The sequence below is a fragment of the Microbacterium sp. NPDC080220 genome, from assembly GCF_040686395.1.
In the GTDB taxonomy this organism is placed as follows: domain Bacteria; phylum Actinomycetota; class Actinomycetes; order Actinomycetales; family Microbacteriaceae; genus Microbacterium; species Microbacterium gawkjiense.
Genome location: NZ_JBFBOP010000017.1, coordinates 1 through 12,511 on the forward strand (window position 1 = coordinate 1; position 12,511 = coordinate 12,511).

General features: G+C 70.8%; 10 protein-coding genes and 1 pseudogene. 7 read left to right on the forward strand and 4 right to left on the reverse strand.

Features of this window, described 5'->3' with window-relative positions:
• Window positions 1-115: 115 nt before the first annotated feature.
• From AB0P29_RS15905 to AB0P29_RS15920, 4 genes are all read right to left on the reverse strand, one after another.
• Window positions 116-1,525, reverse strand: coding sequence for an FGGY family carbohydrate kinase (locus AB0P29_RS15905; protein WP_363381149.1), 1,410 nt, complete (start codon window positions 1,523-1,525; stop codon window positions 116-118).
• Window positions 1,522-2,568 carry a class I mannose-6-phosphate isomerase gene (locus AB0P29_RS15910; protein ID WP_363381152.1) on the reverse strand — a complete coding sequence of 349 codons (1,047 nt, stop codon included), beginning with the start codon at window positions 2,566-2,568 and terminating at the stop codon, window positions 1,522-1,524. Before AB0P29_RS15910 ends, AB0P29_RS15905 begins: the two co-directional genes overlap by 4 nt.
• Window positions 2,565-3,629, reverse strand: a complete 1,065-nt coding sequence (locus AB0P29_RS15915) for a LacI family DNA-binding transcriptional regulator (RefSeq protein WP_363381154.1) — start codon at window positions 3,627-3,629, stop codon at window positions 2,565-2,567. The genes AB0P29_RS15910 and AB0P29_RS15915 overlap by 4 nt, the downstream gene beginning before the upstream one ends.
• Window positions 3,630-3,737: 108 nt before the next feature.
• Entirely contained in the window at window positions 3,738-4,751 is a 1,014-nt protein-coding gene (locus tag AB0P29_RS15920) for an aldose 1-epimerase family protein (RefSeq protein WP_363381157.1), read from the reverse strand.
• 127 nt (window positions 4,752-4,878) lie between these two features.
• Here AB0P29_RS15920 and AB0P29_RS15925 point away from each other — a divergent pair, with 127 nt between their 5' ends.
• From AB0P29_RS15925 to AB0P29_RS15955, 7 genes and pseudogenes are all read left to right on the forward strand, one after another.
• Window positions 4,879-5,718 carry an aldolase gene (locus AB0P29_RS15925; RefSeq protein ID WP_363381159.1) on the forward strand — a complete coding sequence of 280 codons (840 nt, stop codon included), beginning with the start codon at window positions 4,879-4,881 and terminating at the stop codon, window positions 5,716-5,718.
• A complete protein-coding gene (locus tag AB0P29_RS15930; RefSeq protein WP_363381162.1) occupies window positions 5,715-6,866 on the forward strand; it encodes a Gfo/Idh/MocA family oxidoreductase in 1,152 nt (383 codons plus the stop codon). Before AB0P29_RS15925 ends, AB0P29_RS15930 begins: the two co-directional genes overlap by 4 nt.
• A gap of 44 nt (window positions 6,867-6,910) precedes the next feature.
• On the forward strand, window positions 6,911-7,885 hold the full coding sequence (locus AB0P29_RS15935) for a LacI family DNA-binding transcriptional regulator (protein ID WP_363381164.1): 975 nt from the start codon (window positions 6,911-6,913) through the stop codon (window positions 7,883-7,885).
• A 34-nt stretch (window positions 7,886-7,919) separates the two neighbouring features.
• Complete coding sequence (locus AB0P29_RS15940) at window positions 7,920-8,672, forward strand: DeoR/GlpR family DNA-binding transcription regulator (protein ID WP_363381168.1); 753 nt, start codon at window positions 7,920-7,922, stop codon at window positions 8,670-8,672.
• 88 nt (window positions 8,673-8,760) lie between these two features.
• Window positions 8,761-10,797 (forward strand): bifunctional aldolase/short-chain dehydrogenase, encoded by a 2,037-nt coding sequence (locus AB0P29_RS15945; protein WP_363381171.1) that lies wholly within the window; start codon window positions 8,761-8,763, stop codon window positions 10,795-10,797.
• A 157-nt stretch (window positions 10,798-10,954) separates the two neighbouring features.
• Window positions 10,955-12,367: a rhamnulokinase family protein gene (locus AB0P29_RS15950; RefSeq protein ID WP_363381174.1), complete on the forward strand. Its 1,413-nt coding sequence runs from the start codon at window positions 10,955-10,957 to the stop codon at window positions 12,365-12,367.
• A 13-nt stretch (window positions 12,368-12,380) separates the two neighbouring features.
• Window positions 12,381-12,511, forward strand: a pseudogene (locus AB0P29_RS15955) (alpha-hydroxy-acid oxidizing enzyme); the annotation flags it as partial.

The window sequence follows — 12,511 nt, forward strand, 5'->3', positions numbered from 1 at the left end:
GTGACCTCCCCCGGGAACACCTCGAAATCAACCGCGTTGAGCGCGCGGACATGCCCGAACTGCCGCGAGAGACCCCGCGCCTGCAGAACCGGAACCGTAGAGCTGGACGACATCGTCAGATCCTTTCCAGGTGTTCGATGCGGCCGGAATGGCCGGAGAGGAACGCCGCGGCGACGCCCTCGAAGTCGGTGTCTTCGCCGGCGGCGAAGGCCGCGAAGAGCGCCGCCCCGTAGGCGGTGCCCTCTTCGTGCGACGAGACGGTGACGGCGGGCAGCACCAGCTCCCGCGCCCGGACGACGCTCGCCATCGACGACCATCCCCCCGTCAGCACGGTCGACGTCGGCGGCGGCACCTCGCGGTCCATGACGTCCATCAGCTCGACGCACATGTCGTTGCCGTGCAGGAGCGTCGCCGCGAACAGTTCCGCCGGTGCCAGACCGTCGCTGTTCGCCGTGATCTTCAAGACGCCGTCGTCGTTGCGGGCACCGTCGACACGGATGCCGCCTTCGACCAGGGTGCCTGCGACGGGGAGCGCAGCCGCAAGATCGTCGATCGCCGATCGCCCTGCGGCATCCGTGATCCCGAGGAGCTGGAGCACGCGACGCATCAGCAGGCCGGACTTCGTGCCCGCCAGCAGCACCCACTTGCCCGGCAGCACATGCCGGACGGTGTTGATGCCGGCGTGGGCGAGGCGCTCGCGCGCATCGAACGGCAACGGGTGATCGAGCACCCGCACGAGGGCTTCGGCGGTGCCCATCGAGTCGTACAGCTGCCCGCTGCGGGTTGCCCCGGCGGCGACCGCCGAGACCAGGTGGTCGTGCCCGGCCACGGTGAGCACGGCACCGCGGAAGCCGAGCGGTATCCGCCCGTCCGAGATCGTGCCGAGCGCAGTACCCGCACCGACCCGCTCACCGAGCAGGCTCTGGTCGGCGCCGAGCACGTCGAAGGCGGCCGCCCAGGGCGAGCTGTCGTCCTGGTCGAGCAGGCCGGTGCGCGATGCGAGCGAGAACTCGGCGACGCGCGGGCCGCCCAGCACGTGCACGATGTACTCGGGCACGTTCAGGTAGGTGCGCCCGGTCATGTCGATGCCGGTGCCCTGCAGGTACAGCAGCTTCGAGATCGAGGCGAGCGGGCCGACGGGGAGCCCGGTCCGGCCGGGGAACTCGGCACGGAACGCCGCGGGGCTCGCGGCGATCTCGGCCCCGCCGCGCGGGTCGAACCACGCCATGATCGGCGCGGCCGCGGCGCCCGCGGCATCGAGCAGCACACCTGCCTCGGCCATGCCCGAGACACCCAGCGCGCGCACACGGTACGGGCCGTGGTGCGCCAGCGCCGCATCCGCCTCGGCGGCGAGTTCGAGCACCGTGTCGACCGCACGAGCGGCCGGCATCTCGGTGCGGCCGTGCTCGAGGTTCGTCCACGGCGAGCGTCGGCTCGCGACGAGCACCTCGCGGCCGTCGGGCGTCGCGACGAGCATCTTGATGCTCGTCGAGCCCATGTCGACGCCGACGACGTAGTCGCTCATGCGACCCCTCCTCGCGTGAGCGACTGCGGCCAGCCGGCGCCGGGCTCGGCGACGAGGACGGATGCCGCTCCCTCGAGCCGCCAGTCGCCGAACGCGTGCGGCACGGCGAAGACCTCGCCACGGGATGCCGGCACCCGGCCGCCCGCACCGACGAGTTCACCGGCGCCGTCGGTCACGAGCACGACGGCGAATCCCGCCGCCCGCACGCTTGACGCACCGCCGCGCACCGCGGCATCCGAGAGTCGGAAGTAGGCGTCGGCGGCGGCGGGGAGGAGGGAGCGGAAGGTCGACCCCGCCGGCGTCGTCCCGGCGTCGCTGATGAGGGACGCGAGGGCCTCGGGGGCGAGCCGCGCGTGCGAGACCGCCGACATGACGGTGTCGAAGCCGAGGTCGAGGTGCGACTCGTCGCGAGTGGAGGTGGTCACCGACCACTCCAGCAGGATCGAGAAGTCAGTCGGCTCCTGCACTTCGGCGACGAAGATGCCGCCGTCGATCGCGTGCGCGGTCCCGGCGGGGACGAGCACGCCCATGCCCTCGCGCACGACGACGCGGTTCATGTGCGCCAGCATCCACTCGCTGTCCTGCGCGTCACGGCGACGGGCCAGCTCGTCGGCGTCGAGGTCGGTGTTCCACCCGACGTGCACCGCACAGTCGGCCTCGGTGTCGAGCACGTACCAGGCCTCGGTCTTGCCGTAGGGACAGTCGAGGTGACGAGCGGCGAAGCCGCGGTCGGGGTGCACGTGGACGGGGAGCCGCTGACGCGCGTCGAGCAGCTTCACGAGGATGCCCACGTCACCGGCATCCCGCCCCCGGTCGGCACCGATCCAGCCCGCAGAATCGGCGGAGACGAGGTCTCGCAGGACCTCGCCGGACTCGGTGACGGCCAGCCCGGTGACCGGGTCGCCGAAGCGCGAGACCGTCGCGGCGAGCCACTCCTCGGGCTGCCGGTCGGTCTCGGGCACGATGCCGCGCAGCGCCGCGATGCGGTCACCTCCGAGATAGAAGTGCTGCACCGGGTTCGGCGGCAGGAGCAGGGGGATCATCGCAGGGCTCCGATCGGGGAGGGGGTGGCCTCGGACTCGGCGAGGAGCTCGCCGGAGCCTCGGCGGATGAGGCGAGTGGGGACGACGATGTGCTCGGGTGCCGAGCCGGGCTCGTCGGAGAGGGCGATGAGGCGGCGGAACGTGGCCTCACCGATGAGTCGGGGGTCCTGATCGACGCAGGTGATGCCCGGCGTGAACACGCTTGCGAATTCGAAGTCGCCGAACGAGATGAGCGCGGGCATGGGCGCCGTCCCCTGCCGCAACGCGTGGATCGTCGCGATGGTCGCGGGGCTCGAGGCGCAGAAGACCGCGGTCGGCGCATCGGGTCGGCCCAGCAGCTCCGTGACCTCGTGTTCCTCGTGGGAACGACCCTGCTCGACGACGAGGGAGTCGTCGATCGGGATGCCGGCCGCCGCCAGTGCAGCGCGGAAGCCGTCGAACCGCGCGCTGACGGTCGGGTACGGCGTGTGCTCGCCGATGAAGCCGATGCGGCGGTGACCGCGCTCGATGAACGCCTCCACGGCTTCGACGGTCGCGCCGAAGTCGTCGACGACGATCGAGTCGATGCCCTCGCGCGCGCGATCGACGCAGACGACGGGGAAGCGGCGACGCAGGAGCTGGAGTTCGCCCGCACCGATCTCGACGGGGGCGACGATGAGTCCGCGCAGCCGGTCGCCGGTGAGTCGGGCGAGCTGTTCGCGTTCACGGTGCCCGTCGTAGCCGGTGCTCGCGAACAGCACGCTGAGGCCCTCGGCGAGGGCGAGTTCTTCGACGGCACTGACGAACGCGGCGAAGAATGGGTCTGAGATCGCGTCGATCAGGATGCCGATGGTGTCGGTGCTGCCGCGCTTGAGCGATCGCGCGCGGCTGTCGGGCACGAAGCCGAGCTCGGCGATCGCCGCGACGACGCGATCACGGGTGTCGGGGAGGACGCCGGCCTCGTCGTTGACCACGCGCGACACGGTCTTCATGCTGACGCCGGCGAGCTCGGCGACGTCGATGATGCGTGCCCGCCGCGGCACGGAGGCGCGGGCGGCATCCGTTCCTCGCATGTGCGTCATCGCATACCTCGACAGCGTTGTCATAAGCGGATCTTCGGGCTTGTCGATCCGGTGAGTGACAGCATGAACCCGGAAAGACAACGCTGTCAAGCACGTGTGGCCGATTCGTTACCGAGCGGGCGTCACGCCCGGGAAGGCCTCGATCTCGACGCCGAGCGACAGCGTTGCACCGGGCGCCAACGGACGCAGCAGCCCGCGCTCGCGGGCGTCGGCACGTCCGAGGATCGTCGGCGTGGTGGCCGGCTCGACGCCGAGGACGACATGCCCGTCCTCCTCGGCGACCCGCCACTGGAACAGCGCGGGCAGCACTGCCGTGTCGAACGCGATGCGCACGGACGGACCACGATCGCTCTCGACGCGGACCTCCGTGCGTTCGCCCGCCGGGAGCTCGTGGCGGAACACCTGCTCGGGGAAGTGGGCGACCGGCGTCGGGAACCGTGCCCAGCTCGTGAGACCCGCGGCCGCCTCGGCATCGCGAGGCTCGACGCGAGTCGCGGGCGTCGACAGCGTCGTGCCCTCGTCGACCACGGGCCAGCCGAGGTTCAGGTGGTAGAGCACCATCGGCTCCACCTGCGTCGCCGCCCGATTCACGATGACATCGTCGATGCGCAGGGTGCGACTGCCGACGGCGCTCGAGATCCGGCGGCGCACCTCCAGGTGCGCGCCGAACACCTCGGCCTCGCGCACGACGCCTTCCACGACGAGCTCGTCGGCGCCGGCTTCGGCGCGCACGACGTCGGCACGCAACGACGAATACCGTCCGTGCAGCGGATGCGGCGTGCCCGCATCGACCGACGGGGCGCCGTAGCTCAGCAGTCCACACGTCGTGACGAGCCCACCGCCGAAGGCCCGCATCCAGCCGCCCGGCTCCGCCGAGAGCGCGCCGAAGCCGGTCGGAGAGATCCAAGCGAGCGGCACGCCGGCGATCCTGACCTGTCCGATGTCGAGCCCGCGGTCGGGCAGCACCTCCACGTCGAGGTCGCCGTTGACCAGGTGGATGCGACGCGACCCGGCGTCCGCTCCGTCGGTTCGGATCGACGACTCGACCGACACGACCTGCGCCCTGCTGCCGACGCGCTTCCACACATCGTCGGTCGGCGTCCCGTACAGCTCACCCGTCATGCCCGCTCCTTCGCCTCAGCGATCCCAGCGTATGAGGTCGCCGATTGACAACGTTGTCTCGGCTCCGCATACTGATCGCAGGCGCACCGCAGCGCCCCGAACTAGAGCCGACGGAGAACGACCTCCCATGCCGAAGCCCCGCTTGCAACGCCTCTTCCACGCCCGTTCCGGACGAGCACTCGACGTCGCCGTCGACCACGGTGCATTCCACGAGCACTCGTTCCTCACCGGCATCGAGGACATGGCCGCCACCGTGGCGACCCTCGTCGACGCCGGCCCCGACGCCATCCAGCTCACCCTCGGCCAAGCACCGCTGCTGCAGTCCGTGCCGGGCAAGCAGAAGCCCGGGCTCGTGCTCCGCACCGACATCGCGAACGTCTACAACGACCCGCTCGAGCCCGTGCTCCACTCCATCCACGTGCCCGACGCGATCGAGGTCGCCGTCCGCCTCGATGCCGTCGCGGTGTGCGTCAACCTGCTCGACCTGCCGGGACACCCCGAGGTACGGGAGCAGTGCATCCGCTCGATCCTCGCGCTCCGGACGGATGCCGAGCGGTACGGAATGCCGCTCATGATCGAGCCCCTCGTCATGCAGACCAAGGCGGGCGCCGGCGGGTACGCCGTCGACGGTGACACCGCCAAGATCGTCACGCTCGTCCGGCAGGCGCGCGAGCTCGGCGCCGACCTCATCAAGGCGGATCCGACCGACGACATCGGCGACTACCACCGCGTCGTCCAGGCCGCCGGTGACACCCCCGTGCTCGTGCGCGGCGGAGGGCGCGTCGACGACCGGACGCTCCTCGAGCGCACAGCCGCGGTGCTCGCCCAGGGCGCCCGAGGCATCGTCTACGGGCGCAACGTCATCCAGCACCCCGACCCCGCGGGGATCACTGCGGCCCTCATGGCCGTCGTCCACGAGGACGCATCGGTCGATGACGCCCTCGCCCTGATCGGCGGCGCCCGATGAGCGGCGAGCGCGTGAACATCGGCATCATCGGCGGCGGCCTGATGGGGCGCGAGATCGCGGCGGCGATCCGTCGCTGGCCCGCCCTCGTCGACCACCCGGTCGACCCGCAGCTCGTCGCTGTGTGCGACATCAATCCCGCCGCGCTGGAGTGGTTCGAGCGCATCGACACGGTGCGGCTGACCACCACCGACCATCACGAACTGCTGGCCGACCCCACCATCGACGTGGTCTACATCGCGGTGCGGCACGACCTGCACGAGCAGCTCTACATCGACACGATCCGCGCTGGAAAGGCGCTGCTGGCCGAGAAGCCGTTCGGCATCGACCGGGCCGCCGCCGACAACATCCTCGCCGCGATCGACGAGACCCCGGGCGCGTTCGTGCGCGTCTCGAGCGAGATGCCGTTCTTCCCCGGCGCGCAGTGGGCGGTCGACTATGTGCGCTCGGGCGCGCTGGGACGCATCATCGAGGCGAAGTGCACGTTCCTGCACGCGAGCGACATCGACGTCGCCAAGCCGCTCAACTGGAAGCGCGCGCGGAAGTTCTGCGGGGACGCGGGCGTCATGAACGACCTCGGCATGCACACCTGGCACGTCCCCCTGCGGCTCGGCTGGACCCCCGAGCGCCTCATGGGCGTTCTGCAGGACATCGTCACCGAGCGCCCCGGGCCCGACGGGAACCCGGCGCCGTGCGACACCTGGGACAACGCCGTCATCCACTCCTGGGCGACGCACGACGGTGCCGCATTCCCCCTCGCCACCGAGACCAAGCGCATCGCGCCGGGCGAGAAGAACACCTGGGAGTTCGAGGCGATCGGCATGGACGGCGGCGTGCGCTTCAGCACGAAGAACCCGAAAGAAGTGCAGGTTTTCGCGTTCATCGACGTCCCCGGCGTCGGCCGCGAGCAGAGCTGGCAACGCGTCGACGCGGGGAGTCAGTCGGTGTGGCCGACGGTGACGGGCGCGAACTTCGAGTCCGGCTTCTCGGACGCGATCCTGCAGATGTGGGCGGCGTTCCTCGCCGAACGGGCGGGTAGGCTCGGCGAGCGCTTCGGCACCGTCCGCCCCGAAGAGGCCGCACTCACGCACCGCATCTTCGCGGCCGCGGCGGCATCGCACGACTCGGGAGCCTTCGCCTCAGTCTCCTGAGCGGACCGGTGGGGAGTCGCATGCGAGGCACGGGCAGGCCGACGATGATCGACGTCGCCGCGGCCGCAGGCGTCAGCCTCAAGACGGTCTCGCGCGTCATCAACAACGAACCGAATGTGGATGGGGCCATGGCGGCGCGAGTGCTCGGGGCCGCGGAGCAGCTGGGGTACCACCGCAACGCCCTCGCGGCGAGCTTGCGCTCGGGCACGAACGACACGATCGCCTTCGTCTCGGCCGACCTCTCGAACACCTTCTACATGCAGATCGCGGCGGCGTTGTCTGCGGTCGCCGTCCAGCGCGGCATGCACGTCGTCATGGCGTCGAGCGAGGAGGACGCCGCGACCGAGCGTCGGCTCGCCCTCGACCTGTGCCAGCGCCGGGTGGGTGGGCTGATCGTGGTGCCCGCGGCATCCGATCAGTCCTACCTCGCACGCGAGGTGGAACGTGGCACGCCGGTGGTGTTCCTCGACCGACCCGGCACCGGCGTCGCCGCCGACGCGGTCCTGCTCGACAACCGGGGCGGCGCCTGCGCGGCGGTGGCCGAGTTGCTCGACGCGGGCCACGAGCGCATCGCCATCCTGCTCGACTCCCCTGACATCTTCACCATGGCCGAGCGGCTCGCGGGTGCCCGAGACGCATTCGCCGCGGCAGGGCGCGAGTTCGATCCGGCCACGGTGATCGCCGGCATCCACACCCCCCGCGATGCGCGCGGTGCGATGGATCGGCTGCTGGATGCCGCGGCGCCGCCGACCGCGGTGTTCTGCGGCAACAACCGCGCGACCGTCGGGGCGCTCGAGGCGATCCTCGCCCGCGAGGCCGACGTCGCCGTCAGCGGGTTCGACGATTTCGAACTGGCGTGGATGCTGCCCCGCCGGGTCCGCCTCGTCGCGTACGACGTCGCGGAGTTGGGCACGAGGGCGGCGACGACGCTCCTCGATCGCGTCGCGAACGGGACGCCCGCGGCATCCGCTGCGCAGCTCGTGCCGACGACGCTGGTCGATCGCGGCGGTCGCCGCTGACCGGCGCCACCCGGCGCGCGACTAGCCTGTCCCCATGCCACCCATGCTGAGCGCAGAGCGCCGGGCGCAGCTGCTCGAGATCCTCACCCGCGACGGCAGCATCCGCCTGGACACGACGGCAGAGATCCTCGGCGTCTCGGCGATGACCGTGCGACGCGACCTCGACGACCTCGAGCGCGAGGGCCTGGTGCGCCGGGTGCGCGGCGGCGCGGTCGCCGCGATCGTGCCGCAGGGGTTCAGCGCGCGCATGGCGAACCGCAGCGGGGCCAAGAGCGAGATCGCGCGCAAGGCGCTCGATCTGATCCCCCATGGTGGTGCGGTGGCCCTGGATGCCTCGTCGACGGTCGGCGCACTGGTGGCCCAACTCGACACGAGCCACGAGCTGCTGGTGGCGACGAACTCCTACGACAACCTGCGCACGGCGCAGGGCCGTCCGGGGGTCGACGCGATCCTCATTGGCGGCCGCCTCGAGTTGCGCACCGACAGCTTCGTCGGTGCCGTCGCGTGTGCGACCGCGGCGAGTCTGCACTACGACCGGTTCTTCACGAGTGCCGCGGCGCTCGATCCGTCGTTCGGCACGAGTGAGGCGACGATCGACGAGGCGCAGGTAAAGCGCGTGTTCGCCGACAACGCCGACGAGACGGTCGTGCTGGCCGATGCGACGAAGCTCGCACGTCATGCGACCGCCCGTGCGTTCGCCTGGGACGAGGTCGCGCTCCTGGTGACCGAACTCGACCCGGCGGACGAACGGCTCGACCCGTTCCGAGATCTCGTCGAGCTCCGCTGACAGTCGACATGGGCGACTTCCCATGTTAGTTTCTGTTTGATCTCACATGATCGATCAGGATCCTTCACGATCACTCCCGGGAGCCCCAATGACGTCCTCCACCGCAGCCGAGCTCATCGCACGCAGCAACCGCCTCGGCGCCGACCCGAAGAACACGAACTACGCCGGCGGCAACACGTCCGCGAAAGGCACCGACACCGACCCGGTGACCGGTGAGCCCGTCGAGCTGCTGTGGGTCAAGGGGTCCGGCGGCGACCTCGGCACCCTGAAGCCCGAGGGACTCGCCGTCCTCCGTCTCGACCGGATGCGCGCGCTCGTCGACGTCTACCCGGGCGTCGAGCGCGAAGACGAGATGGTCGCCGCCTTCGACTACTGCCTGCACGGCAAGGGCGGCGCCGCCCCCTCGATCGACACCGCCATGCACGGACTGGTGGATGCCACCCACGTCGACCACCTGCATCCCGACGCCGGCATCGCCATCGCGACCGCCGCCGACGGCGAGAAGCTCGCCCGCGAGATCTTCGGCGAGAAGGTCGCGTGGGTCCCGTGGCGCCGCCCCGGCTTCCAGCTCGGTCTCGACATCGCCGCCATCAAGGCCGAGAACCCCGACGCGATCGGGTGCATCCTCGGCGGCCACGGCATCACCGCCTGGGGCGACACGTCCGAGGAGTCGGAGCGCAACAGCCTCTGGATCATCGAGACCGCCCAGGCCTACATCGACGCCCACGGTGCCCCGCAGCCCTTCGGCGGCATCCGCTCCGGCTTCGAGGCCCTGCCCGACGCCGAGCGCCGCGCGAAGGCCGCGGCCCTCGCGCCCACCATCCGCGGGCTCGCCTCGACCGACAAGCCGGTGGTCGGCCACTACACCGACAGCGACGTCGTGCTCGACTTCCTCGCGTCCGAGAAGGCACCGGCGCTCGCTGAGCTCGGCACGAGCTGCCCCGACCACTTCCTGCGCACGAAGGTCAAGCCGCTCCTGCTCGACCTGCCCGCCTCGGCGAGCGTCGAGGACGCGATCGCGCGCCTGCACGAGCTGCACGCGGCCTACCGCGCCGACTACCAGGCGTACTACGACGCCCACGCGACGGCGGACTCTCCCGCCATCCGCGGAGCCGACCCGCTCATCGTGCTCGTCCCGGGCGTCGGCATGTTCAGCTACGGCGCGAACAAGCAGACCGCCCGCGTCGCCGGCGAGTTCTACGTGAACGCGATCAACGTCATGCGCGGCGCCGAGGCGCTCTCGACCTACTCCCCTATCTCGGACGCCGAGAAGTTCCGCATCGAGTACTGGGCCCTCGAAGAGGCGAAGCTGCAGCGGATGCCGAAGCCCAAGACGCATCAGGGGCGCATCGCTTTCGTGACCGGCGCGGCATCCGGCATCGGCAAGGCGATCGCGACGCGCCTCGCGGCCGAGGGCGCGTGCGTCGTCGTCGCCGACCTCGACCTCGAGAAGGCGCAGGCCGCCGCAGCAGAGCTCGGCGGCACCGACGTCGCGATCGGCGTCGCCGCGAACGTGGCGGATGCCGCGGGGGTGCAGGCCGCGATCGACGCGACCGTCCTCGCCTTCGGCGGCATCGACCTCGTCGTCAACAACGCCGGACTGTCGCTGTCGAAGCCGCTGCTCGAGACCACCGAGAAGGACTGGGACCTGCAGCACGACGTCATGGCCAAGGGCTCGTTCCTCGTCGCGAAGGCGGCGGCGAAGGCGCTCATCGAGCAGAAGATGGGCGGCGACGTCATCTACATCTCGTCGAAGAACTCGGTCTTCGCCGGCCCCAACAACATCGCGTACTCGGCGACGAAGGCCGACCAGGCCCACCAGGTGCGCCTGCTGGCCGTCGAGCTCGGCGAGCACGGCGTGCGCGTGAACGGCATCAACCCCGACGGCGTCGTCCGCGGCTCGGGCATCTTCGCCGCCGGCTGGGGTGCCAACCGCGCCGCGACCTACGGGGTGAAGGAAGAGGACCTCGGCCAGTTCTACGCGAACCGCACGATCCTCAAGCGCGAGGTCGTGCCCGAGAACGTCGCCGACGCGGTCTACGTGCTGACCGGACCCGAACTCTCGCGCACGACAGGTCTGCACATCCCGGTGGACTCCGGCGTCGCCGCCGCGTTCCTGCGATGACGGCTGTCGCACTCGCGGCTGTGGGCCTCGCGGCATCCCGACCCCCTCGTCCGGATCATGTCCTCTCACCGAACGCACACGACGTGCGCGCGCAGAGGGTGTGGTCTCGGCGAGAGAACATGATGTCGACGAGTGGATGCCGCGCGGGGGCGGCCGCATGAGCGCCGCGACCGTCGCGGCGGTCGACCTCGGCGCGACGAGCGGGCGGGTCATCGTCGGCCGCGTCGGGCCGAAGCAGCTCGACACGGAAACCGTCGCGCGCTTCCCGAAAGACCCGGTGCGTCTGACCGACGGCCTGCACTGGAACCTCGTCGGCATGTACGGCTCCGTGCTCACCGGGCTCCGCAAGGCGCTGCGTGGGCCCCCCGACATCGCGAGCGTCGGCGTGGACTCGTGGGCGGTCGACTACGGCCTGATCGCCCGGTCCCGCCTCCTCGGCGAGCCGTTCCACTACCGCGACGAGCGCACGGCCGCAGGCGTCGAATCGGTGCACGCGCGGCATCCCCATGTCGACCTGTTCGCGCGGAACGGCCTGCAGTTCCTGCCGTTCAACACGCTGTACCAGTTCGCCGCCGAAGACCCGGAGCTGCTCGGCATCGCCGACCACGCCCTGCTCATCCCCGACCTGATCGGGTACTGGCTCACCGGTCAGGCCCGCACCGAGCGGACCAACGCGTCGACGACGGGGCTCCTCCGCGCCGACACCGGGGAATGGGATGCCGCGCTGCTCGCCGACCTCGGAATCCCCGCACGCATCCTGGCCCCCCTCATCGCGCCGGGCGAGACGCTCGGCACGATCAGCGGCGGTGCTGCCGAAGTGCTCGGCGCACGCAGCTCGGTCACCGCGGTCGGGTCGCACGACACGGCATCCGCCGTCGTCGCCGTCCCCATGACCTCCTCCGATGCCGCCTACATCTCGTGCGGCACCTGGGGTCTCGTCGGGGTCGAGGTCGAACGGCCCGTGCTCACCGACGCGGCTCGCGAAGCTGGTTTCACCAACGAAGGCGGCGTCGACGGTCGCGTCCGACTGCTCCGCAACGTGATGGGCCTGTGGATCCTCAGCGAAGCCGTGCGGGGCTGGCAGCGCGAGGGGCACGCCATCGACCTGCCCACGCTGCTCGACTCCGCCGAGGAGATCACCGCTCCCGTCGCCGTCTTCGACGTCGACGACGCTCGTTTCCTGCCGCCGGGAGACATGCCCCGCCGCATCGCCGACTGGTGCGAGGAGCACGGGGTGCCGGCCCCGCGCACCCGGGCGGAGTTCGCCCGCAGCATCATCGAGTCGCTCGCGCAGGCGTTCGCCGACACCGCGCACGATGCAGCCCGCGTGGGCGGCGTCAACCTGCGCGTCATCCACATCGTCGGCGGCGGTGCATTGAACGAACTCCTCTGCCAGCGGACCGCCGACCGGTCCGGCGTCCCCGTGCTGGCAGGGCCTGTCGAAGCGACCGCACTGGGGAATATCCTCGTTCAGGCACGCGCGACCGGCGTCCTCTCCGGTTCCCTCGAATCCCTCCGCGACCTCGTCGCTCTCACTCACCAGCCCCGCCGCCACCAGCCGCGGGCGTAAGGACGGAACTCCCATGGTTCAGCGCCAGTTCCCCAAGCCGCTCGAGCTCCTCGAGCTCATGCAGTTCAAGAAGCCCGAGCTCAACGGCACGAAACGCCGACTGGATGCCGCGTACACGATCGCCGACCTGCGGAAGATCGCGAA